Source organism: Bacteroidetes Order II. bacterium, from assembly GCA_016788705.1.
Lineage (GTDB): Bacteria > Bacteroidota > Rhodothermia > Rhodothermales > UBA2364 > UBA2364.
Genome location: JAEUSQ010000050.1, coordinates 1 through 24,694, shown reverse-complemented (window position 1 = coordinate 24,694; position 24,694 = coordinate 1). Strand labels below are relative to the sequence as shown.

The window sequence follows — 24,694 nt, the reverse complement described above, 5'->3', positions numbered from 1 at the left end:
ATACAAAAGCCTGTTCTTTTACTTTCCGGTAGTGCTGGCTTTGGCCTCAAGTAGAAGTCCGGCGGTAAGGCGGTCCGCAAGGGCTTGGCGGTAAGATGCCTTCATGAGTCTTGCTTGGTCTGCGGGGTGCTGAATGTTTGCGGTTTCGACCAGAATGGCTACGGGTTTGGGGTATAAAAGCATGTGCAGTTGATCCCGTGTTTGTATAGATCCGGAGTAGGAGCGTCCTTCTGTCGTATAGAAAGGTTTCATGGTGTCAAAAAGAATCCGAGACAAGCGGGCACCATCGTCGCTTCCTGAATAATAGGAGAAGTGTGGATCCATTGGGTTGGGTACGTCTTTCAGCGAACGCGAATCTACATGAATAGACAAGAGACGATGCGCCGTTGCTTGCGGGTTTTGGTCGAAGAGGGCGTTTACAATGCCAGATCGTTGCCGAAGCCGATCTACAAAGTTGGTGACCATTTCTACATTCCCCCAAAAGACCTCGTGTTTATCTGGCAGTAGGCGAGTACCTTCACGAATCCCATCATTAGGATCTTGGACAATCAGATATACTTTTGCACCATGTCGTAATAAGTTGCGGGATAGTCGAAGGGCTATATCGTAGGCGTACTCGTCTTCCTGCATGGAGAAGCCTTCTACCTTATAAACAGCGCCTGGGTCTGGACCACCATGGCCTGCGTCTATGTAATAAACACGTCCGGCAAGTTTGGTATCTTGGCGGGTAATGGTGGCATATTTACTGCCAAAAATGGGCCAAGTGGCTGTTTTTCCCTGAAGGTGTGAAGGTGTTTGCGGAAGCCGAACTTCGGGTTCTATGGTGGCAGGGTGGATGTTCTTGGCCTCGTGGTCTGGTACCCAAAGGGCCAGCGAGGTGAGGAAGTCGTCTTCCCGAACGCCTTTTGCGGTCATTCGGTTGTTGTAGTCTGCAATGCGTTGTGCACGGTTGTAGTCCGAGATTCCGAGGGTTGTCCGAATGCTTTTCTGGTTATAGCGGTAGCGCCGTATGGGCATTCGGTAGGTTTGATCTATTTTTACCCCTTCGTTGGGTTTAAGGTTATTGAGCCTACGGAATTGTGCCACCATTTGCGGGGTAACAGGAAGCTCAAAACGGCGGAGCATCCCCATAATGCCTTCACTTTCGTGTGGTAAAGCGGTGACATGGTTTTGGGCGTTTGCGGAAATTAGGCAAGCCTTCAAAACAAGAACGACCCAGATAAGGCGACTCATAACGTGCGGAATAAGAATAATGAAGCTAAAAGGCCCAAAACGAAAGTGTATTATACTACATACAGTTGTGGCATCCCAAACAGAACCTGTGTCAATTCTGATTGAAGCCATAAAAAAAGCGTCATGGACGGTTTTGCCCATGACGCCGTGGGATGGGTTTCCGTTTAAACGCACCTTGCCAGTAGGGGGTGTCCCTCGCGAGTAAACAAAACCTTTGCCCAATTTGGGCCTTAATATCGTACACAAATCGCTCCAAAACAACAATAAATCCAACCTATGACCGAAAACTTGTTCCCTGTCGCTTGAAGAATCCTTGAAAGAAGGCTTTACTTGTGAAATGGTTATCCTTATTATTCACAAATTAGACCATAATGAGCCGCTAAGACGCCACCTCTTAAGGATCCCGTGTTTGACTCTGCCTATGTTCCTGCCCGGAAACCACAGAGTGGCAAAAAAAACTTCCAATGAAAGCACGATTTTTGTTCCAAATATTGTTATGGGCCTCAACTGCCGTTGCTGTTAAAGGCCAAGGGACTGTATCAGACAAGTCTTTAACCCTTCTTAATGCCACTGGTAACGATTTGACTGCCGTTTATGTATCTGTACCAGATGCTGCATGGGGCGAGAATCAACTCCGTAGTGGGCGACTCCTGAAAGGAAAATCTGTTACGCTCGTGTTAAAACTGCCCAATACAGCCTGCTTGGTTGATGTTTTGGCAGAAAGTGGGCAAGGCAAAATCTTTCAACTTTGGGAAATAGACGTATGCGTGGAGCCGGAGTTGGAGATCAACCAGCAGCATGAAAAAGGTCTGGGGAGTCAGCCTATGGTCGAAGTAATGATCACACCAACACCGATTGATGAAATAAAAGAAAATCCTGGAAAAGTGACGCTGCTAAATCGGACAGGTTTTACGTTAGAAGAAGTGTATATCTCGGATGATGTGGAGGCATGGGGCCTCGACCGATTGGGAGACGAGACGATGAATACAGACCGTGACCGAATCATAGACTTGTCTGGGGAACAGGGATGTGTATTTTCTATCCGTGCATTAGATGAAGAGGGCGATGTTTATCGCGTGGGGAACCAAAATTTATGCGAAAAAAATGAAATTGTAATTACACTGGATGAGATGGGGAAAGATTTTTTGGATCCGTTGCCCATGATAGAAATGGAAATGGAGGGTCGCTCGGTTGGGGTGAAAAATGGACTTTCCGAAACGGTGTTTTATCTTTTTGCGCGTGTTTCCGGGAAAGAGGGTTTTTGGGGAAATGATCTTTTGGGGGAAGGAGGCACGATTGCCTCCGGAGTGTCCACAACGGTGAGGGTTCCCGAATTGGCTCCTACAGCCTGCCGATTTGATCTGAAGGCCACAAATTTGGAAGGAAATAGGGCGTGGGTTATGCGCGATATTGATCTTTGTACCCAGAAAGAAATTGAGTTTACCGACGAGATGCAAGATGATTCGGAGGTGGAGGAGGTCGAGGGCGTCGATGCTGCTGATGACCAAGTTATGCACAAAGTGGAAATGGAGAATCGTTTACGCCAGACCATATTTTATCTCCATATTCGGCAACATGATAACGAAGATGGGGATTGGGGGGGCGACCGTTTGCAAGAAGACAATGCCTTGTCTCCACGGGAAAAAGTGGAGATTTTGGTGCCGGAACTTTATCACCGGGTCTGTTTGTATGATGTCCGCGGCTTAGACCTCGAAGACCGGGAAATACTCCGGATACAGCGTGTGGACTTATGTGCAAACAAAACCCTTTTATTAAAATAAAAAAACCTGAATGCTGTACAGGTTTAGAAATCCGTACAACATCTCTGCACCAAAAGTCGTTATGGCAAAGTATTTTATATCAGACTTCATGTATTGCACCTCACCCGCTATTCTACAACTTCAACCCACAATAATGAAATGAAAAACATGATGACCCTTCTCTTGTTGCTTATGGGTTTTAACCTGACGGCAGCAAATCCTTTCCCCGCCCGTACCGTAACCATCAAAAATAATACGGGATACACCTTGAATGAGGTGGTTTTCCGTAAAGCTGGGGTGGGAGACTGGAGCGAAACGCTTTTGAAATCAGATGCACTTGAAGACGGTGAACAAATCAAGATTACCATTCCAGACGCAGGACCTGATAATTGTCTGTTCGATATTGGGTCGGCATCGTATGAAGAAATTGGATTGGAGTGGGTTATCGAAAATGCAGATGTGTGTAAAACCCGGGTTTTTACCTTCGATGAGGATAATTTTGTTGAATACGACAGCGCACCAGAACAAGATGTGGTATCAGAAAACAGTGGGAGCAGTATTCAGGTTACTAACACCGTCGGAGAGACCATTTTTTACCTTTTTGTTCGCCCGGCGGGTACGTCTTCTTGGAGTGGTGATCTTTTGGCCGGTGCTGGTTCGGATCTTTACACCTTTCAAGATGATGAAACTGGTAACCTTGTGATCCCTGGTTTGGGGAATGGTACTTGTCGGTTCGACTTTAAGGCAACAGCTTTAGACGAATCGAAAATCCTTTCCCTTGTTAATAATGTGGACCTCTGCAACAATCCATCCGTTACATTCAGAAAAACAAGTAATACAGGGCAAGGGGGCAATACCAATCAGGGCAATACTGGTTCTGCGGTTACAGGTACTATTAACATTGCCAATAAATTGGGTGAAACGGTTTTTTACCTGTATTTTCGCAAAAGTGGAACGAGTGATTGGGGGAGCGACTTGTTAAAGACTGCTGGACAAGAACTTTATACGTTTCAGGATGGAGAGCGTGGACAACTCCGCATTCCAAACTTAAGCCGCAATAATTGTAAATTTGATATTAAAGCCACGGCACTTGATGAAAACAAAATTTTGGTAGATGCCCGAAATGTTGACCTCTGTACCATGAACGATATAGAATTGGTCCCCAAAAACAATGCCAATAATGGTGGTCAAGAGGTAAAGGTGACCAATAATATAGGCGAGACCATTTTTTATCTTTACGCCCGTAAATCCGGTACCAGTGATTGGGGAGAGGACTTGTTGGCAACTGCCGGGGAAGTGCTCTATACCTTCCAAGATAAAGAAACAGGTTCTTTGTCTATTCCGGGCTTTAGTCGTAGCGCGTGTAAATTTGACTTTAAGGCCACTGCATTGGATAAAAGCAAGGTGCTAAAAACATTGAACAATGTGGACTTGTGCCGAAATCCCAATGTTACCTTCCGCTAAGACAAGACGCTTGCTTGATCTATACTTCTTCAAATATTTTCTTGTTAGCTATCATAACCCTATGAAATTTCTTAAGACCCACACCATTGGGTTTCTGCTGCTGGCCTGTTTGGCTGCCCCACTTTGGGCAGCCAAACCAGCCGTTTTGGTAAACAAAACCAGTGAAACCATTTTCTACCTGCGTTATCAGGCACAAGGCGCCAATGAATGGAGTGAAGACCTAATGGCCTCGGACCAAGTGCTGGAAAACGAGGCCTCGCTTACCGTCAATATTTCCGAGGCAACTAATGCCAAATGTGTATTCACCTTTCGTGCAACCGATTTGGCAGGGTCCACTATATGGCAAGTGGAAAACCAAAATATTTGCCGAAACAAAACAGTGACATTTACCCCTGAAACGCGTATAGAATCCGACGAAGGAGACGAGGCTGGAGGAGATAAGAAGGCCATTACGTTTCAAAACGAAACGGATAAGTCTATTTTCTACTTATACCTGCGCCCCAAAGGGGAGAGTGAGTGGGGGCAGGATTCGATGGGGGCTGGTCAGGTTATTTCAGGTAATGAAACCGAAAAAGTTTTCCTCTCTTTGAAAGGCGGTTGCTATTTTGATATAAAAGGGACTGATCTGGAAGAGAAAACGTTGTTTGTATGGGAAAAGAGGGATCTTTGCGAAGACGACACGTTTGTAATCAGTGATTCTGATCTGAATCAGGATGACGGAACCATGCAAAACGGACCCACGTTCACCCTGGAAAACAAATTGGGTGAGACCATCTTTTATGTGTATGCCCGCGCAAAAGGAGACCCTGACTGGGGTGCTGATCTTTTAGACCTTGATGGGGTGACAAATACGATCTCGGATGGATCGAGTCATGTGTTACGCTTGCCACTTCTATCCACAACCAACTGTGTTTTTGATCTTAAGGTAAAAGGACTCAGCGACCGTGGCGAAATTAAAACGTACTCAAATGTGGACTTGTGCGCAAACGAAACCGTCACGTTTAATAAAACTGGTAAAACACCCAAACTCACTACCCGCAAAACCCCTCTGGTTGAGGAAGTGGTCCGGGAAACACCGGCAGCAACCACCGGCCAAGAAATCACGGTGACCAATCAGGTGGGAGAAACCATCTTTTACTTGTTTGCCCGGCCATCCGGAAGCGAAGACTGGGGGCAAGACCTTTTAGAAAATGCTGGAGAGACGCTTTATACGTTCCAGCATGAAGAATCCGGCGCACTGATGATTCCAGGGCTGGGCCAGGGGAATTGCAAGTTTGACTTTAAGGGAACGCGGTTGAATGAGTCGGAAGTCTTAACCGTAAAAAACAAAGTGGACTTGTGCCGGAACAATGCCATCACGTTTACGCTTGCAGATGGGGTGACGCCTTCTGCGCCAGATGAGCCGTCGGAACTAGACGAAGAGGGGGATCCGATAACCTTGACCAATCAGGTGGGAGAAACCATCTTTTATTTGTATGTACGGCCTGCCGGGTCTGGTACGTGGAGTGGTGATTTACTGGCCAATGCTGGCGACGATCTCTACACGTTTCAGGATCAAGAAACGGGATCATTGAAGATTCCGGGGCTGCGTGCCGGAAATTGCCGTTTTGACCTGAAGGCCACTCGTTTGGATGAAAGTCAAGTTTTGAGCACAAAAAACAACGTAGATTTATGTCTAAATACGAATATTACCCTCACGTTGGATCCGGGCGTCACGCCTGCACCAGAGGACGATGGCGGAGATCCTGCGCCTGAGCCAGAAGAAGAACCTATTCAGGTGGATGGCGACCCTATAAACGTAAGCAACGCTACGGGCGAAACTATTTTCTACCTTCAAGTTCGTCCTGCCGGAACTCAGGAGTGGAGCGAAGACCTTCTGGAAAATGCAGGCAGCGACCTTTATACTTTTCAGGATGGCGAATCCGGTTCGTTGAGGATTCCTGGCCTAAAACGAGGGAATTGTGAGTTCGATCTACGTGGAACCCGTTTGGATGATACTCGGTCTGAAATTACCCGCATGAATAATGTGGACTTATGTCGGAATGCGAATGTTCGTTTTACGCTCACCGAAAGTCGTCCAACCGTGGAAAACAACAATAGTAACCCTGTTCCGCCGCCGCCTGTTCCCAGTGGGGCATTCGATTATGGCCGAGTGACGTTCGAGAATGCAACCAATGGAGATGCCCTCATGACGGTTCGGGTACGGCCTAAGGGAACGGCAAAATTTACTGAAGTCTATAATGCCAAAGATGCCGATGCTGCAATGGGCGCCAATGGACAGGTAAACCTGTCTAAGTTTAACGGAGAATGTGTTTTTGATATTCGCGCCGTTGGACTTGAGGCAACCTATGAGAAAATGGGCGTGGATATTTGTCGGTCCAAGAAAATACGGGTTACGACTAGCGATAAAAAATAAGTCCTCTATTTTGGTGCAAAGCCCCTTTGGATTCCATTGGGGCTTTGTTTTTTGAAAAAAAAAGATATAGATAAAACTTTCTTGCTGCATACAACGTAGGGGGAGACATCAAACTTTTTTCTTTTCCGATAAGATTATGAACAGGAACCGTATAAACCGGATTTTATTGGTTGTTTTAGCCCTTTTGGGTGTTGGAGTTGTTATTCGGAGTCTGGTTGGAACGACAGACAAAGAAGGATTTCTGGTCTGGACCAACATCCCTAAAGGTCAATTGTACCACCAAACCGTCGAAGTTGCACGCCCCGTTGAAGTACAGGTTGATGCGAGGGGTTCGTTTGAAAAACCCGGCGTATTGGCAACGTATGGTTGGATTGTTAACCAACTCGATCATTCGGTGGTTTGGCAGATGACGCCGCAAAATACCAAACTGGAACAAGGGCAATTGGGCAGAACCGTATCTACCTTTACCCTTCCAAAAGGGGTTTATTCGGTCTATTATTCGTCTTATGGCGACAGTCAAGTTCCTGCTGGTGAACGTACTTTGTGGGCCAAACTTACGGGTGATGACGATCGCGCTTGGTTTTCGGAGGCAGAGCGTTGGTACATGGCCATTAAGACCATTCGTAAAGAGCAGGCCGTAGATGTGCGGTTGATGGAGTACCGCGAGGAAACATCCCATCGTTCGGATATTGTGAATCTCCAGCGTCAAACGGGTTTTAAAAATGAGCGATTTAACTTCGAGGTGAAAGCCCCAAGTCGTATCCACGTTTTGGCGATGGGCGACTATGTAGGTCGGTTTACGGATTTTGCGAAAATTGCTAAGTTGGATAATGGGGAGTTGGTTTGGAAAATGAGCTATGAAAATACCAAGCACGCAGGAGGGAGTTTACGTAACCGGTTATTTGAGGGTGAAATCTGGCTACAACCTGGTATCTATCAGGTGCTGTTTGAGTCCGACATGACGCATCATTATACTGGATGGGAAGATAATCCGCCACTAAACCCAACCGCTTGGGGAGTGCGTATGCGGGCTGTATCTGGTTATGAGGCCAATATTGGCGAATTGCGCCCCTTTGATCGTCCTCTGATTGCGGGTATTTTGCGTCCTGGTGATGATGCCGATCTGGTGCAGCGATTCTCGCTTCAACAAAAAACCGGTGTTTATATACACACAATGGGTGAATACACCGATGGTGAGATTTTTGATAAAGGCTGGTTGGAAAACGAAGCGGGTGTTATTGTTTGGGAACCCGATATTAGCAAGGCCAGAGATGCCGGAGGGAATCCAAAAAACCGACAAGAGGATGCTTTTATTACCTTGGATGCAGGGGTTTACCAACTTCGATTTAAAAGTGATGGCTCACACTCCTACAATAAGTGGAATGTGGATCCTCCGGAAAACAAAGAACGATGGGGTGTTTCCATATATGCGCTCGCTTCGGATGCCGTCTTTAGTGCAGAAGAACCCGTAGGTCGTGGTGGGTTGGACGAGGTGATTAAGGATGTTCTGGATGGCGCAAGGGATGCCATTGAAGATGTGCGTGGCAGTTTACGCCCTAAAAATGGTGCTCTTGGTGAAAATGAACGGGTTTTGGTAAACCTGATTCGAATCGGAAATCAAGAGGCGGTGAGCGAATCTCTTGAATTGATGGAGAGCCGTAATGTACTCCGGATTATCGCACTTGGAGAAAACGAAGCCGGACGCTGGCGAGACTATGGCTGGATTGAGGATGCAGACGGGCGAAAAGTATGGGAAATGCGGATGAACGAAACCGTCCCTGCTGGTGGGGATAACCGCAATCGCCTTTTTGATGGAAAAGTGATCCTTAAAGCAGGCACTTATCGGGTACACTATCAAAGCAATGGGTCACATGCTTTTGGAGACTTCTCATTTGGCTCACCGGATTCTCCTGCAGGCTGGGGTATTCGGATTGTCGAAGTTCAGGAATAATTAAAAAATGTTTCTTTTTTCGTGGAACAGGTAAGTAAAAAGTGGGTATAAAATCTGTTCAGTTCGCTGGTCATGATAATAATCAAGCTACGGCCAGATTTAATCAACGGTAGATTTAACCCAACTCATATGGCTATCAAGACTTTGGATGTGGATCTTTTGGGTTCCCAATACGATAATATTTACGAAGCGGTTTGTGTAACCGCAAAGCGTGCCCGCCAAATTTCGGCAGAGGTTCGTTCAGAAATGACTGATCGGCTTTCGTACTTCGATGGTTTCGATCGTGATCCGGAAGACCGCCGAATGAACGATCAGCAGGTGGGTATCTCGTTAGAATATGAGCGTGCGCCGAAGCCTACGGAATTGGCTTTAGACGAATTGGTTGCGAGAAAACTGGCGTACCGATATGCGGAACCAGATCCCGCTGACCTTTGATCGTTCTTTTTGGAATGTGGCACCTTCCTTTTTGTGTAAGCCGTCCAACTTAACCTCGGCTTGCCTATAAGGGAGGTTTTTTTGTTCATCATGTTCGCTATGCTTCAAGAGTCGTTTATTTTATTGGGCGTAACAGGCAGTATTGCTGCCTATAAATCTGCGGAATTGGTGCGTCTGCTTCGGAAAGTTGGCGCCCGCGTTCAGGTGTTGATGACCTCCGATGCCACCCGTTTTGTTTCTCCACTTACCTTAGGAACCCTTGCAGAGTCGGAAGTTTTAACAACGGTATTTCCAGAAAACGAAGCGGGTTCTTGGACAAAGCACATTACGTTGGGCCTTTCGGCAGACCTTTTGGTGATTGCGCCTGCAACTGCACAAACCATTGCAAAATTAGCGCATGGATTTTGTGATTCAATGCTAACGGCCACGGCGTTGGCGGCAAGATGCCCCGTTATGGTATGTCCGGCGATGGATCACGACATGTATGAACATCCGGCTACCCGTAGAAATTTGGAAATTCTACGGGGATATGGTTATACCGTTATAGAGCCAGAACATGGGGCATTGGCGAGTGGGTTGGTCGGAAAAGGACGTTTGCCTGAACCGAGGCATATCCTGGAAGCGATCCAGACCTTTCTTCACCCCGACAAACCACTTGCGGGAGAGCATTTGCTTCTAACTGCTGGCCCAACCCGCGAACCGATAGATCCGGTGCGCTATATCTCCAATCATTCTACGGGAACCATGGGTTATGCTTTGGCGCGAACAGCGCGGGATTGGGGCGCGGAAGTTACGTTGGTAACAGGTCCAGTCTCGTTACCAAGACCCACAGGCATGAAGGTTGTGGAAGTTACCTCGGCAGAGCAAATGAATCAGGCCGTTCAAGCACATCTACCGGTAGCAACCTTTATGGTGGCCGCCGCCGCCGTTGCAGATTATGCACCTGCCGCCGTTGCCGTACAAAAAATCAAAAAAAAGGACGAAGACCTCAATATTACCCTTCGGAAAACGCCTGATGTACTGTACAACGCGGGGCTAAAAAAACGACCAGAACAGGTATTGGTGGGGTTTGCTTTGGAAACCAACGATGCCGAAACCCATGCGGAAAGTAAACTTTTGCGTAAGAACTTAGACTTTATTGTCGTTAATGACCTTTCGGTTCCGGGAGCCGGGTTTGGAACGGAGACCAATCAGGTTGTGATTCTTGGAAGAGATGGGCAGCGTCATGAGTTGCCCTTGGCAGATAAACAATCAATTGCCACAGGAATTCTTCGGTTTTTAGTGCCTTTTTTGGGTCGGCGCTAAAGGTTCTTTCGAGGTTTGGTTTTCCACTTACCCTTGTAGAAAACTTGTGTATAAAGAAACATTGGGGTTTTATACAAGATGTTGTAGCTTGAGACTCATTAAGCCACCACCTTTATGTCTGCAACAGAACTTCTATCCCAGATCAAACAGGTTTTAGCATACCAAGAAGCGGTATATGGCGCTTGGATACTTCGTGCTCCAATAACAAATTTGCCAGAAGACGCCCAACTGGATGTAGCGGTATCTTCGCCTGTACAAGAGACCCGTAATCATTTGCCATCAACACCGCGCGAAACGCCTTGGAGAAAAATTGAAGACCTGATACCTGCCGCACATGCTTTAAGCCGTGTCAAAGACATTCCAAGTTGGTATCGCTATATGGCAGATCATGAGATGCTAGGTGTTGCTTCGCAGGTCGTACATCCAGTATCGGTCATGGTAATAGAAGATGAAACAATGTTGCACCATGCGGCAGCGGATGCCTTGCTGTGGAAGATGATGGCAGCCATCCAATTAAGCCCGAAGGAGGTGTATCGGACGGCACTCCGAAAAAGTGGGTTAGACCAAACAACGGATAAACTCATGCTCTGTAAAGAAATCGGGTTGTTCCAACCACACGTATTGGTGTGTATGGGAAGCCTTACAGGACGGATGATGAGTGGGCAAAAACAAGCCTCTGTTACAGCCCTGTATGGCAAGTGGTTTGACTTTATGGGCATTCGGGTGCGGGTCATTCATTCTACCGCTCAGTTGATGACCGACCCAGCACTCAAGCGTGCAGCTTGGGAGGACCTTAAAACCATTCGTCAATTTCTGGACGTACAAAACACCAAGTAACCATCATGGAGCCATCTTATATACCGGAACAATCTTGGGTGAGTTTGCCGCACTTGCAGCAAGACTTGGGTGCATCTAACAAAGAGCCCGTGCGTGAAGCCAAGTCTTTTCCCAAAGAACCTGCATTGCAGGATGGACGTGTTCCACCTCAGGCACCGGAAGTAGAACAGTCTGTTCTGGGGGCCATGCTGATAGAATCGGAAGCGATTCCAGAAGCCATCGAACTCTTAGAGGAAAAGAGTTTTTATGATCCGCGTCATCGCTTTATTTTTAAGGCAATTGCTGGACTTTTTGAGCGTAATGTTCCAGTAGATTTGATTACCCTCACAGAAGAATTGAGAAGGCTTGGACACCTCGAAGTGGTAGGGGGGGCGTATTATATTTCCGAACTTTCTACGCGAGTGGCTTCGGCTGCGAATGTGGGGTATCATGCCCGTATTGTGGCGGAAAAGTCGTTGTTGCGGCAGATGATTGAAACCATGACAGGGGTTATTCAAAAAGCATACGATCCATCCACGGATGCCTTCGAGTTGATGGACAGCGCCGAACAATCCATTTTCCAGATTTCTCAAAATCAACTTCGGAATGCTGCACAGCCCATGAATGTTGTGGTTAGAAAAGTGATGGAGCATTTAGAGGCTATTCATGGGCAAGAAGGTGGTATTACGGGAGTCCCCTCTGGCTTTAGTGCCTTAGATGCGATGACCAGTGGTTGGCAAAACTCCGACCTGATCATTGTGGCGGCGCGTCCTTCGATGGGGAAAACTGCTTTTGCCCTGAGTTTAATTCGTAATGCCGCACTGAATCCCCGAAATCCAATTCCTGTAGCCATTTTTTCTTTGGAAATGAGTGCTGCGCAGTTGGCAACACGTTTACTTACTGCCGAAGCACGCATAGACGCCCAATCTGCACGTATGGGTAAACTTTCGGAAGAAGCTTGGATGGAATTGCCCCGTGCGGCGGGACGTCTTTCGGAGGCCCCAATATTTATTGATGATACGCCCGGATTGGGGGTTTTGGAGTTGCGTGCCAAATGCCGTCGGTTAAAAGCAGAGCATAATATCGGTCTGGTAGTGGTGGATTATCTTCAATTGATGCATGGTGGGAAAGGCGCTAATAGTCGGGAACAAGAAATTGCTCAGATTTCCCGGTCTATGAAAATTTTGGCAAAGGAATTGAATATACCAGTCATTGCGTTGTCTCAGCTTTCTCGTGCTGTAGAAACACGTGGGGGGGATAAAAAACCACAATTATCGGACTTGCGGGAATCTGGATCTATTGAACAAGATGCTGATATGGTGCTCTTTATTTATCGTCCGGAAAAGTATGGGATTGCGGTGGACGAGAGTGGGCAATCTACGGAAGGCTTGGCCGAAATTTTGGTTAGTAAACAACGGAATGGCCCCATTGGGACCGCGAAATTAGCCTTTGTGGACCGATTTGCCCGTTTCGAAAACTTAGCCCACTATTACAATCCGGATGAGTATGTGCCGCCAGCGCCGGGAGGAGATGGCTTTGATGCGTATTTACCCCCCTCGCAATTTGATGCCCCTTTCTAAATACAAAGGAGCGACCAAGAGTCTTATAAGGCAAAAAGCACCTACACATAATGGTGCAGGTGCTTGTGAGTGGGGTTTGTGGGCAACCGCTTAGCCGATGGCTTGAATTAGGGCCATAAGAGCTACGAGCGCTAATAATGCCATTCCTATACCGATACCCCATTTAGCCCGTCGGTGATTAATCGGGATAGTCGTCGGACGGATTTCTAAAGGTTTTTCTTTGAATCGGTTGCGGCTGCGTTGCCTACGGCGAGAGCGAGTTGGAGAAAGAGAAGAGGTTTTCATGATGTTTTTTCACATTAAAGGGGCGAACCCGAAAAATATAGGATATGGTTACGTTTTCTATTTTTTTGAGCGGTCTGTTGATCGTCACGGTCGGTGCAGGTATTGGCCTTAGCCGGGGGGCGAAGGCTCAGGCACATACTCGGTTTGCTGATACAGGAGTTATAGCAAAAGAGGCAGAGAATTTAAAAAGATCATCCGAAGATTCCTTGTTGGAAGTCCAAGCCCTTCAAAAGAGAGCCGGAACACTTGAGATCATATTGGATGGATCATGATAAGCATTGTCATACTGGGAACTGGTTCCAATTATATAGACTTTTAGGCCCTAAGGATAAGATACACCTTTTGGCTGATCTTGATCCCTAACTGATACGCTTTTTCAGAATCTTCAATTCCTTTTATCAGGATTACCAAGGTATAAGGTGGCCCTTTTTCGGGATAGACAATGGCTGCATCATGCCGATGGGCCGTGATTTCTCCTGTTTTGTGGGCTACTTTTACCCCATCAGGGACGCCTTTCGGAATCATTTCGTTGAATCGTTGCGCCATCATAATGTCAATCATTGCACGATCTTCATCTTGTCCAACGGCTTTGCCTTGTGCAATTCGGGCGAGAAGAAGCGCAAGGTCGTTGGCGGTGGCTTCGTTGTTCAGACCGCGTTCATATGCCTTCGTGTCTTCTACCCCACGTCGTACCTGCATTTGTGTGGTACCGAGCCGTTCAATGGTTTGTTGAACGTTTTGCGCTCCTAAGGCATCTATGAGAATGTTGGTGGCTATATTGGATGAAACTGTAATCATTTGAAAAACAAGATCATAATAACTCTTTTTTTTGCCTAATTCTCTATAAGTCTGATCATCGGAGTCATCACTGATGGAAAAGTGTGTATCATCTACAATAGACCGGAACTCATTTTTGACCATCAAGGAGTCCTTGAGCCGTAGTTTTTTGGTTGCTGTTTGACGAAAAACCTCAATCATTACTGGGATTTTCATGGTGCTGGCGGCGTGCATCCGCACATCGCCGTTTATGTTCATGGATTGTTTGTTTGCCCAGTCCACGACAGAAACCCCGACGGTTGCATTGGGGTATTCAGCAATGAGTTGTAAAAGATCGGCCTTCAAGGTTTCGATCTTCTGTATTCGGTTCTGTTGTGGTGCCGTACAGCCGTTTAAGAGGAACATACCAATCGTACACCATAAAAAGTAATGTGGTCGTTGGGCAAAAGCAGTCACGGAGTTGTATTTATATTGTGACAAACCTATTTCCAATGTGCCGACAGAGCTGCGGAAGAGATTAACAGGTTGTTTAGGAAAACGGAAACATTTCCATAAAGACTTAAAATACAAAATACAAATGGGATAATGCAATGGGTACAGGCGTGCGTACTTTTTTATGGTTCTTTGTTTTTTTGTTTCCGATAGCGGGCAGTTGGGCACAAGACCCTGTTCAAGAGGTCCCTTCCCTTATCCAAGCCTCTATTAGCCGAGGGGATACACTTCGTTTGCAGCGTCCGATGGTTGCATTGGTACTTAGCGGGGGGGGTGCAAAAGGGATTGCCCATGTTGGGGTGTTGCAAGTTCTGGAAAAACTGCGGATTCCGGTGGACTTAGTGGTCGGTACCAGTATGGGGGCTGTTGTGGGGGGCTTGTATGCGTTGGGTTATGCACCCGATAGCCTCGCCCATATTGCGGTGACCCAAAAATGGGGGGAATTGTTAACAGGGTTGACAGGTTTTTCGGCGCGGGATGTGGCTGAGGCGGCTGTTTCGGAACATGATGCTTTTGCACTTACGTTTCCTTTGGGTAAACGGAGCACGACCCCAAATGGGTTGCTTTCCAGCCAGCGATTAGACATGTTGCTTAGCCGCTTGCTGGTCCGAGCGGATTCTTTACAAGACTTTATGAAGCTCCCGACACCGTTTGTCTGTACAGGGACAGATGTCGAGAATGGGGCGGCCAAGCTCTTTACACGCGGCAATTTGCATCAAAGTATTCGTGCGAGTATGGCCATTCCGGGGGTTTTTTCCCCTGTAGAAATGGAGGGACGTTATTATTTTGACGGAGGGGTAGCCCGGAATCTGCCTGTAAAAGAGGCATTTGATATGGGTGCCGATGTCGTGATTGCGGTGGATGTGGGGTGGCAGCCGCAACCCATGTCTTATGTGCGTAACTTTTCGGATCTCATCAACCAATCCATTGGGTTTTGGATGGAAAAGTCCATTGAGGAAGACCGTAGGTTGGCGACCGTCTTGATTCGCCCAGATGTAACAGGATTTGGTGCCTTCTCTTTTAGCGATCCATCTGTATTTATTGCGCGCGGTCGGGCAGCCACAGAGAATCTGCGCAATGAATTAATGGCCTTGCGGGATTCACTTGGTTTATCTCCACAACCCCGCGCCTATGCTCTCCCCATCTACGATGACCATCTTCAGGTGCAAAAGATTGTGGTTTCGGTGTTGAATGAATCGCGGGAACCTACCTTTATTCGGGAAAAAATCTTGCAGCGCTTGCCGCAAGTTCCCAGTACCCGCATTTTAGAAGACTTGGTGCGGTTTCATTTTCGTATCCAAGATCAGGAGGGGTTTACCATGCAGGCCCTATCTGATGGGATAGATCGTGTGATGTCTTCGGGCCAATTTCAACAGGTTGGCTATCGCTTTGTGAAACAAGACAGCCTCCCCACCTTAACGTTGGAGGCGATACGCCGGAATAATAGTTTATTGGGCCTTGGTGCGCGGTTTGACCAACCCAGTGGTCCTGTTTTGATGGCGGGATTGCGCTTGGATGGTATGTTGCAAAGCGTACCAGCAAGATTGGAATTACGGGGGGTACTAAGCAAAAACTGGTATCTACAATTCGTTCCATCTGTGATGGTAGCGGGTAATCCAGTTACCGAATGGTCTTATATGTCGCAATTTTCGGACAATCTTTTAATGTTTCCTTCCGAAATTGGCAAGCCCACAGAAGCGCAGGAAGTCATCGAGGTCCTACAAGAAGGTGGTATAAAGGTGTCTTTGGGGAGCCGGATTCAATTGAACATGAAAGCACATTGGGCCACCTATTTTGAGCGCAGTCGGGTAATCGGCGGACGATTTGGGCAAGAGCAACACTGGGGCGGTCTAAGCATCGGCACCGTGTTTAAATCCGCCCTTCGGCCAGAAGAGGAGCGGGAACGGGGGTTTCATAACATAGAGTGGGGCGTTTTGTGGGGACTTTCCCCAGATCAGAACGGCGAGAAGTCTTTTTTTCAAGGGTGGTACAACCAATCGGGCTTGTATTTACCTGTCCCGCGTGTTCATGTCACAAGCGATTTTCAGGTTGGGGTAACATGGGGCGCCGCAGCGCCTTTGTATCAGCGATTTTATATGGGTGGTTTTACCCGAAATTATTTATTCCGGAACCATCATGCCCCCTTAGTCGGCCATTCTGATCAGGCTTATTGGGGTGATTTTTTGAAAAGTGGAACGATTGGCTTAAACTATCGCCTCTATCGTCAAGCAAGTGTTGGTGTATTATTTAGCGTGGGTCACCTTTCTTCGGGTTCTTTTTTTGACGCGGAAGCGCCTATCAGGTTAGGATCCGGTATTGTCTCCGGCTATACTTTAGACCGGATTGGCCCTGTGCGTGTGGGACTTTTGACGGACTTTAGGTCTATACGCCCAGTGCTAAGTGTGGGGCATGTATTTTAGTGTATTAATTGGCCTCTTTTCCTGGTGGATGTACAACAATTCGTGCGGGCGCACTACGCATAAACCGGCCTTCTTTGGTTTGTCCTTGTAGGGCAATGTGGTGAACACCTGGAGCAAGCGGCCAGTCGGTATAGCGATAATCACTGTGCAGTACTACATTGTTTATGACCCAGCGGAGGTTGTAGAAAGCATCGCTCACCACACTTCGTAGCCGTATGCGTTGGTATTCACGCCGGAGGACGGGGTCTAACAGGAAAACCGTTCCAGATGCAGGATACTGCACTTGCAATAAATTGGTATAAGACCAATTTTGTGAAGTTGTTGGAAGGTTTATTTCGGTATTTCGCGGTGGCAGTCGCAGCCCGTTCTCAAGCATCCAAGCTTGGTATTCGGGTGGATATACCGTAAACAGTTCTTCGCGGACGAGGGCCGAGTGGGTTTGGTGGTCTGCCAGTTCTCCTGTTTCTATATTGATTTTGATAGACTGGTGAACGGTACAGGTATCTTTAGGGATGGTTCCGAGAAAGAAGACTTCCTTTTTAATGGTTGGGCAAAAGGCGCCGGGTCGTTTTCCGCTGGCTGGACAAACGACGGCCTCCTCGATGGCGTGGGGAACCGAGAAGTCTCCTCCTGGCCCTAATACCATCATCATATCATGCAAAATGGGCCCTGCGCCCGATATGCCGGAAACGTATTGCATGGGGCTTCCATCAAAGTTGCCTACCCAAACGGCGACGGTATGAATGGGGGTATAACCCACGACCCAGTTATCGCGGTAGTCTTTGGAGGTTCCGGTTTTGGCAGCCATAGGAAAAGGCAGTTCAAGGACATTGCCGCGTCCGAACGCTGGTGCGCGTGCCTCCGGATCGGCAAGGATATGGGTAATCAGAGAGGCTACTTGTGGCGAGATACCATTGGGTGCTGTATGAGCGTAAGGTTGGTTTGCATATTTTAATTGTGCTTGTTCATCGCGGACAAATGAAATACCGGGCAGTAAGCCACCACGCGCGATGCCTGCATATGCCCGCGCGAGTTCAAGCAAGGTGACTTCGCCATTGCCCAAGGTCAGTCCAACGCCATAGAATTCCGCAGGTTTGCGAAGGGAAAAAAGACCTGCTTTCCGAAAACTGTTCAGCAAAACCGTAGGCTCAATTTCCCGTGCCATTCGGACTGCAGGAATGTTGTAGCTGCTGGCCAATGCCTGACGAAGTGGAACGGGGCCATGGAATTGTTTATCATAGTTTTCTGGGGAGAATGCACCGCCTACTTCCAAAATCTGGGTGGGTAAATCAGGCAAGATGGTAGAAGGGGTATATTTACGTGAAGCCAAGGCACGGGCATAGGTAAAAGGTTTAAGGGCGCTACCTGGTTGTCTGAGGGCCTGTACACCGTCATTTTGTCCACCAAGGCGTTCTTCCCAAAAATCCACGCTGCCTACATAGGCCAATACCTCCCCCGTCCGGTTATCCAACACCACTGCAGCAGCATTGCTCACATTCGATTGTCCGATCCTTCGCATGTGGCCCTGAATAATGCGTTCGAGGCTATGTTGTAGGCGAAGGTCGAGGGTTGTTTTTAGGGTTTTCCATTTCCCAGTGCCTAAGGGCAGTTCTTGTATTAAACGGTTTACAAGATGAGGAGCCCTAAAAACCTGTTCTGGTTTTGCAAGAGCGAGCGGGCGAATGATTAGGGAATACTTTTGGTCGGGAGCAATCCCACCAACGGCTACGAGCGCAGACAAAACTTGTTCTTGTCGCCGTTTTGCCCGTTCCGGCTGACTAAATGGGTTATATGCAGAAGGGCTTTGTGGTAGGCCAACCAAAAATGCACCTTCTGCCAGGTTTAAGTCCCGTGCTCGTTTTCCGAAATAAAATTTGGCGGCAGATTCTATCCCGAAAACCCGATTTCCGAAGGGGGCTTTATTGAGCCACATGGTCAGAATTTCTGGTTTGGACAAATGAAGTTCCAAGCGCCAAGCCAACAATACTTCCATTCCCTTTGCCCACCAGCGGGCAAAACCACGACGGGGTGCATCTCGGAGCATCCGACTTACTTGCATGGTGATGGTGGACCCGCCCCGGCTGATGCCTCTTTTTTTAATGTTCTGCCAGAGGGCTTGTGCCATGGCGGTCATGTCCACCCCGGAATGCTGAAAAAAGCGTCGGTCTTCAGTGGCCAATAATGCACGGATCACTTTAGGTGGAACTTCGTGCAGTTCTACGGATAGGCTGCTTCCTTCAGGGCGATATTCATACAAAAGCTGTTCATTCCGGTCGGTAATGCGTACACTCCGGCTTTGTGCTTGTGGGGCAAAGTCTGAAGGCAACGGCCAGAGGATATAGAGCCACATCCCTCCAAACATGAGAAAGGGGAGCCTTTTGGCCACGTGAGGGACGATGGGGTGTAGGAAGATGGGCGGCAGGTATTTGCGCCAAAATTGCTGCATAGGCTTCCACCAAAGCAATAATAAGGCTTTGATGTTGGAGATCCATAGTTGCGGTTGGGTATTGTTCCACATGTCGAAGGGCGAAATAAAATAGAGGCCATAGAATATACCCCAAGCAGGATGCAGGTTGCAAATTAGCCTTACTCCTGCTAAACGAGGCAAGTACGATAAAAATTTGTATGCTATTTTGATTTTTGAATGGTCGTTTTGTAGCTTCCAACATATTTTACACACATACGATTCCCGCTTCCATGCTCCGTTCGTTAAGCATTCGCGATTATACGCTCATAGATCGGCTCGAAATAACGTTCGAAAATGGCCTTAACATCATTACAGGTGAGACGGGTGCCGGTAAATCTATCCTAGTGGGTGCGCTCAAACTAATTTTGGGCGAACGTGCCTCAACCGATGTCATCCGGAGTGGTGCACATAAAGCTGTTTTGGAAGGTGTATTTGATGCGCCACATGCCCCCAAAATTCGTGAGGTTTTGTTTGATCATGGGTATGAATACGACGATACCCTAATCCTACGTCGGGAAATAGGCTCCTCCAGCAGTCGGGGGTTTATCAATGATAGCCCCGCTACCATGCAACTGATGCGGCAAGTGGCAGAAAGTGTGATAGACCTGCACGGCCAACATGAACATCAATCTCTTTTACGTACCGAAACACACATCGAGGTCTTAGACAACTATGCGGGTCTTGGTGAACTGCGTGCGGAATATCAAATGATTTATCGAGAGATGGAGGGGGCCGTAAAAGCACGCCGTCAACTCATTGCACGGGAGAAAGACCTGAAGCAAAAGCAAGAACTATATGCGTATCAAATAAAAGAAATAGACGAAGTCTCGCCTAAACCCGGTGAAGAAGCCACATTGGAGGCGGAGGCGAAACTGTTGGAAAATGCCGAAAAACGCTTCGCTGGATCAGGTGACCTGGTTCAAATGCTCTATGAGTCCGAAGAAGCTGTTTATGACCGTTTGGTTCGTGCCCGAAGCGTATTTGCCGAACTGGCCACAATTGATCAACGACTCCAAGAGCCGTTGGCAGACCTCCGATCTGCCGAAGTATTAATTGCCGAGTTAACGAAATTTTTGCAAGACTATCATGCACGGGTGGCTTTCGATCCGGAGCGGCTCTTGGAAATCCGGAATCGTCTGGGTGAATTTCTGAACTTGAAGCGTAAATATGGCGAAACAATCGAAGAAGTCATCGCCTTTCGCGAAAAAATAGGGGCACAATTTGAGTTGGCGGCAGATTTTGAAGGGGCCATTGCCCGTGCAGACAAACAAGTGATCGAATTGGCGCAAAGATTGGCCCAAACAGCCCTTAGGCTTTCGGCCAAACGCAAAGAAGCAGCCTTACACATCGAAGAAGCGATTGTACGTGAACTCCGTGAATTGGGCATTGTCCATGCGGCCTTTCAGGTTCAATTTGGAGTACAAGCCGATGCGAAAGGGTGGATTCGCGACCAGACAACAGGCAAGCGATTTGCCGCTTTACCCAATGGGGTGGACGAAGTAGCGTTTTATATCTCGACAAACCTTGGAGAAACCCCGCGACCACTTGCCAAGACGGCCTCTGGCGGGGAGATTAGTCGGATTATGCTGGCCCTTAAAACCATTCTGGCAAAAAATGAACGTTTGCCAATTCTGGTTTTCGACGAAATTGACACTGGGATTTCGGGGCGGATTGCCGGAAAAGTGGGTGAAGCCATGAGAAGTCTGGGAGAATATCACCAAATTATCGCTATTACCCACTTGCCCCAGATTGCAGCGCAAGGGCATAGCCATTATGTGGTCGAGAAATTAGTGGCGGGAGAACGCACCCGCTCCCAGATTCGATTGCTTTCGGTGGAAGACCGGATCCGAACGATTGCTGCAATGTTTTCGGGCGATGAAATTACGGAAGCTGCACTGGAGAGTGCGCGTGCCTTGCTAAAACAGGTCTAAAATCCCAAAGCGGTTTCTAAGGCTTGCCAGCCGATACCCGCTGCGCCTGTCCTGATGCGTAGGGTACACCACAAGTCTAAGATGAACATTTGTGCGGCATGAATGGGTACGGCAATCCAGAAAGACCGGGTGCGCCAGCATAATGCCCCAAGTGCTACACCACCGAGAATAGAAAGGAACGCTTCGGCAAGCGGTTTGTCGGCATGTAAGATCGCAAACGGAATCATTTGCACAAAAATGGCCCAGTAACCCAATGTGCGTGCCGTTCCAAACTGTACGAAGCCGCGCCACAAATACTCCCATCCCATCCAGTAAAACAAAAAAAGTGCCTCGTATAAAAAAAATATGCCCCAATTTCGTGCGGCTTCGGGGTAATGTGGATAATTGGATTGAAAATCGGCACCATTGGAGAGGATCCATGTGCCAATAACCACCAAGGGGATGTAGGCCAAGGCCAACGTTGAGGCCAACTTCCAATCGCCCAAGCCAAGTCCCATCGCTGCCCAAGATTGCCGAAAGCCTAATTTTAGGATCAACACTGGAATCACAAAGCCCGTAAAGCCTTGTGTACCAAACCACCATGCCCACTCTGCGATGCCTTGCCATTCAGATGGGACCCAAGGGCCGAAGGTGCGGAGAAAAAATAAACGCCCGCCAAAATTGATTTGAATCATGATAAGTGCAACGCTCACGGTGAGCACGACCACGGTTTGGGTGTCTAAGGTTTTATAGACCCGCCATGCGCGGCCCAACTCTGTTTTAATTTCTGATATCATGGTGCAATAGGGTTGTGTTTTGCGCTCAATTTAGCAAGTCCAAAGAAAAAATCACCTGATCCCTGTTTTTTTTCAAAAGTGAGGTTATGCTTGTGGTTATGCTGGTGTCTTAAGGCTGTATCATTTCTCCATTCATACACCTCTCTCAATACTGCTTGTCAACATAATGGTGGGTAAGTCAGCCTTTGGCACAGAAGGCTGACTTTTTTGTTGCCTAAAAGTGGGGTTTTGCCTCACCCGTGTGGGATGCCTGCTGAGAGATTGCTTTCAACTGCGCTTGGGTATCCACCTTTAGTGGTCTTGAATTACCCATTGGGCATTGCTTTATAAATAATATACCCAAAACCCGTTGCCGTGATTTTGGTGTCGCACCAACGGGTCATATTTATGGGAATAAGCCTGAATTATTTTGCTTGAATGGGCACTTTTACAAACCTGCCCCAAGCCACAAATACTGCCAATGCGAACAATACGATATTGGCGAATATTGGTTCGTTACTTGTGATGTGCTGGATAGCTGCCAATACCATAATGATGGCAACTCCAACTGCCGCAAGCGGCGTTAAGACTGGTTTGATACGTAGCGCAGCAGGAAGTATTAGACCAATGGCCCCAAGTACTTCTGCTACGCCAATAAAGCGCACCATTTCAATACTAAATTGATTGACGAATGTCATACCGTTCGCTGCCAATTGCGCAATGGGGGCGGTCATTTTCATAAAACCTGCCATACCAAATGCGGCGGCCAATAGCCCTTGGACAACCCATAGGGTGGTGTGGAGTGCTTTTGAGTTTTTTTGTTCGGTCATTTTGTTGTTGAATGGGTTATGGGTTATCGTTTGTATAGCCTTTTTCTTCTCGGGATCATCTGTTAGGGATGTAGCCTTTCTTCCTTGATAGGCGTTAGAAGGTCATGTGCAGGTCGTTTTTTCGGATTTTCTGATAAACGTCTTGCTATTCATTCATTAAACGCGGTTGAAAAGGTAGTGTAATTACTTTACATTTACAAGTAGTTACAAATTTGTATAATACATGATGTTAATTGTAATTAAAAAACAATAGGTTATGGAAAATAAAAAACAAACTGAAAAAGAATGTAGTATCCTCAAAACAGTATTGGACATTATAGGAGGCAAATGATCTTTGCGAATTATACACTCTCTATTTGAAGACAAGAAACGGTTTTCTCAGATAGAGCGTTCTATAGAAGGCATCAATACTCGTATGCTATCAAAAGAGCTTAAGAAACTGGAACATTATGGGATTATTACAAGAAAAGCATTTACAACAATACCCCCAATAGTGGAGTATTCCCTTACGTCTAAAGGCTTAAGTCTATTGCCCATTATTATTGAGCTACATCGCTGGGGGCAAGAAAATTACCAAAACGTTCCTGTTGTGGCTCCTTATGGAGAAGCAACTTAATGTCTGATAAAATAGGCAAGACACTTTTTCTATGAATGGGGCTTATGACTTAGAAAGTGTATTCCGATGGTATTGCCCTAAAACCTGGTTGCCGATTCTCCTCAATTCCAAAAAATGCAAGGCCCCTTTTTTAAAGGTAAGAGGTTATATCTGTCAAGTTGTTGGTGTCTATCGAGTGCATCATGTCTCATACCAACAACTCCTATTGAATACTGCTTGTTAACTTAAAGGTGGGAAAGTCAGTCTTTGGCACAGAAGGCTGACTTTTTTCATGGTAAAAAATATATCTTAATAGGTTATGTTTTAATGAGTTGGATTGTCTATGTGGCATCAGAGAACTTAACCCTTTAACGTCATGCGATGGATTTACAAACTTCAGTCAAAAATGGGTATAACCCAATACGAAGCACTGGCATTGGCCACTTTGGTTGGATTATTTACCCTAGGATACGGAATTGACCTTTTCAAGTCTTGGTCAACCGATGCACCCTCGGAAAAAAAAGTAATGACTACCTCTGCCCGTTTGTCAATGGTGCCGCAGGTTGTTGCTCCAAAGACAGTCAGTCCTTCGGATAGTAGCGCGTCCGTATTGGCCTCGCCCATCATACCAGCACCAAAAGATTCTTTGGAGACCCCTGTGCCCGTGGTGCAAGATGTACCGCTTCTTCCAATGGAGGAAGTTCTTAAAGCCCCCAAGAAAAAATCAGAGAAAAAGATGCCACCTCGTCGTCCGATCAGCCTAAATACAGCAAGTCTGGCAGAATTGGAGACCTTGCCCGGCGTTGGGCCAGCGACGGCGCAGAAAATTGTGAGTTATCGCGCCAGTATCAAGAAGTTTACGGAAATCTCGCAGATCATGGATGTGAAAGGCATTGGCGAAAAGAAGTTTGCCGAAATGAAGCCCTATTTGACGCTGTAAAGAAAGCGTACGGTCTCTTTATACCTCAAAAGGCTGCTTTGTTGAACGAAGCAGCCTCTCTTTGTCTTGTCTTATAAACTAAACAAAAAATACCGGAGCACTTTTAGTTCACCATCACATTAATGGTCAGGGTATAGGTTCCCGGGGCGATATTGCCGAGCGACCAGAGGCCAGAGGCATTGTCGTAAGAACCAGTGGCAGTGGTCGCACTGACAAAGTTCAGGCTTGCTGGAAGCATATCT

General features: G+C 47.2%; 19 protein-coding genes. 12 read left to right on the top strand and 7 right to left on the bottom strand.

The features are described 5' to 3' along the window. Window positions 1–18: 18 nt before the first annotated feature. Window positions 19–1,233 carry an N-acetylmuramoyl-L-alanine amidase gene (locus tag JNN12_12575; protein MBL7979169.1) on the bottom strand — a complete coding sequence of 405 codons (1,215 nt, stop codon included), beginning with the start codon at window positions 1,231–1,233 and terminating at the stop codon, window positions 19–21. A gap of 464 nt (window positions 1,234–1,697) precedes the next feature. Between JNN12_12575 and JNN12_12570 the strand changes: the two genes are divergently transcribed. The 8 genes from JNN12_12570 to dnaB all read left to right on the top strand — a co-directional run bounded on the left by JNN12_12570 (window position 1,698) and on the right by dnaB (window position 12,960). Then, window positions 1,698–3,014 carry a hypothetical protein gene (locus JNN12_12570; protein MBL7979168.1) on the top strand — a complete coding sequence of 439 codons (1,317 nt, stop codon included), beginning with the start codon at window positions 1,698–1,700 and terminating at the stop codon, window positions 3,012–3,014. A gap of 147 nt (window positions 3,015–3,161) precedes the next feature. Next, window positions 3,162–4,457 carry a hypothetical protein gene (locus JNN12_12565; GenBank protein MBL7979167.1) on the top strand — a complete coding sequence of 432 codons (1,296 nt, stop codon included), beginning with the start codon at window positions 3,162–3,164 and terminating at the stop codon, window positions 4,455–4,457. 61 nt (window positions 4,458–4,518) lie between these two features. Further along, the gene (locus tag JNN12_12560) at window positions 4,519–6,873 is read left to right on the top strand and encodes a hypothetical protein (protein ID MBL7979166.1); all 2,355 of its coding nucleotides are present in this window, start codon (window positions 4,519–4,521) and stop codon (window positions 6,871–6,873) included. A 136-nt stretch (window positions 6,874–7,009) separates the two neighbouring features. Further along, the gene (locus JNN12_12555) at window positions 7,010–8,824 is read left to right on the top strand and encodes a hypothetical protein (protein MBL7979165.1); all 1,815 of its coding nucleotides are present in this window, start codon (window positions 7,010–7,012) and stop codon (window positions 8,822–8,824) included. A 129-nt stretch (window positions 8,825–8,953) separates the two neighbouring features. Further along, a complete protein-coding gene (locus JNN12_12550; GenBank protein ID MBL7979164.1) occupies window positions 8,954–9,259 on the top strand; it encodes a DNA-directed RNA polymerase subunit omega in 306 nt (101 codons plus the stop codon). A 99-nt stretch (window positions 9,260–9,358) separates the two neighbouring features. Next, the gene (gene coaBC, locus JNN12_12545) at window positions 9,359–10,564 is read left to right on the top strand and encodes a bifunctional phosphopantothenoylcysteine decarboxylase/phosphopantothenate--cysteine ligase CoaBC (protein ID MBL7979163.1); all 1,206 of its coding nucleotides are present in this window, start codon (window positions 9,359–9,361) and stop codon (window positions 10,562–10,564) included. A 114-nt stretch (window positions 10,565–10,678) separates the two neighbouring features. Next, window positions 10,679–11,401, top strand: coding sequence for a hypothetical protein (locus JNN12_12540; GenBank protein MBL7979162.1), 723 nt, complete (start codon window positions 10,679–10,681; stop codon window positions 11,399–11,401). Window positions 11,402–11,406: 5 nt separating this feature from the next. Next, the gene (gene dnaB / locus JNN12_12535) at window positions 11,407–12,960 is read left to right on the top strand and encodes a replicative DNA helicase (protein MBL7979161.1); all 1,554 of its coding nucleotides are present in this window, start codon (window positions 11,407–11,409) and stop codon (window positions 12,958–12,960) included. Window positions 12,961–13,050: 90 nt separating this feature from the next. On the opposite strand, the gene JNN12_12530 is transcribed toward dnaB, so the two are convergent. Together JNN12_12530 and JNN12_12525 are read right to left on the bottom strand one after the other, a co-directional pair. Continuing rightward, window positions 13,051–13,245 (bottom strand): hypothetical protein, encoded by a 195-nt coding sequence (locus tag JNN12_12530; protein MBL7979160.1) that lies wholly within the window; start codon window positions 13,243–13,245, stop codon window positions 13,051–13,053. Between the two features lie 315 nt (window positions 13,246–13,560). Next, window positions 13,561–14,478: a serine hydrolase gene (locus tag JNN12_12525; GenBank protein MBL7979159.1), complete on the bottom strand. Its 918-nt coding sequence runs from the start codon at window positions 14,476–14,478 to the stop codon at window positions 13,561–13,563. Window positions 14,479–14,624: 146 nt separating this feature from the next. Here JNN12_12525 and JNN12_12520 point away from each other — a divergent pair, with 146 nt between their 5' ends. Next, window positions 14,625–16,934, top strand: coding sequence for a patatin-like phospholipase family protein (locus JNN12_12520; protein MBL7979158.1), 2,310 nt, complete (start codon window positions 14,625–14,627; stop codon window positions 16,932–16,934). Between the two features lie 4 nt (window positions 16,935–16,938). Here JNN12_12520 and pbpC read toward each other — a convergent pair whose 3' ends face one another. After that, on the bottom strand, window positions 16,939–19,542 hold the full coding sequence (pbpC, locus tag JNN12_12515; protein ID MBL7979157.1) for a penicillin-binding protein 1C: 2,604 nt from the start codon (window positions 19,540–19,542) through the stop codon (window positions 16,939–16,941). 89 nt (window positions 19,543–19,631) lie between these two features. On the opposite strand from pbpC, the gene recN reads away from it, so the two are divergent. Beyond that, window positions 19,632–21,332 (top strand): DNA repair protein RecN, encoded by a 1,701-nt coding sequence (recN, locus tag JNN12_12510; GenBank protein MBL7979156.1) that lies wholly within the window; start codon window positions 19,632–19,634, stop codon window positions 21,330–21,332. Here the strand turns inward: recN and JNN12_12505 are convergent. Further along, window positions 21,329–22,108 (bottom strand): CPBP family intramembrane metalloprotease, encoded by a 780-nt coding sequence (locus tag JNN12_12505; GenBank protein MBL7979155.1) that lies wholly within the window; start codon window positions 22,106–22,108, stop codon window positions 21,329–21,331. The genes recN and JNN12_12505 overlap by 4 nt on opposite strands. A gap of 404 nt (window positions 22,109–22,512) precedes the next feature. Next, entirely contained in the window at window positions 22,513–22,917 is a 405-nt protein-coding gene (locus tag JNN12_12500) for a DoxX family protein (GenBank protein ID MBL7979154.1), read from the bottom strand. A gap of 334 nt (window positions 22,918–23,251) precedes the next feature. Here JNN12_12500 and JNN12_12495 point away from each other — a divergent pair, with 334 nt between their 5' ends. Next, window positions 23,252–23,533 carry a helix-turn-helix transcriptional regulator gene (locus JNN12_12495; protein MBL7979153.1) on the top strand — a complete coding sequence of 94 codons (282 nt, stop codon included), beginning with the start codon at window positions 23,252–23,254 and terminating at the stop codon, window positions 23,531–23,533. A gap of 355 nt (window positions 23,534–23,888) precedes the next feature. Next, window positions 23,889–24,452, top strand: coding sequence for a helix-hairpin-helix domain-containing protein (locus tag JNN12_12490; GenBank protein MBL7979152.1), 564 nt, complete (start codon window positions 23,889–23,891; stop codon window positions 24,450–24,452). A 103-nt stretch (window positions 24,453–24,555) separates the two neighbouring features. Here JNN12_12490 and JNN12_12485 read toward each other — a convergent pair. Continuing rightward, a partial coding sequence (locus JNN12_12485; GenBank protein ID MBL7979151.1) for a hypothetical protein occupies window positions 24,556–24,694 on the bottom strand: 139 nt, incomplete at its 5' end.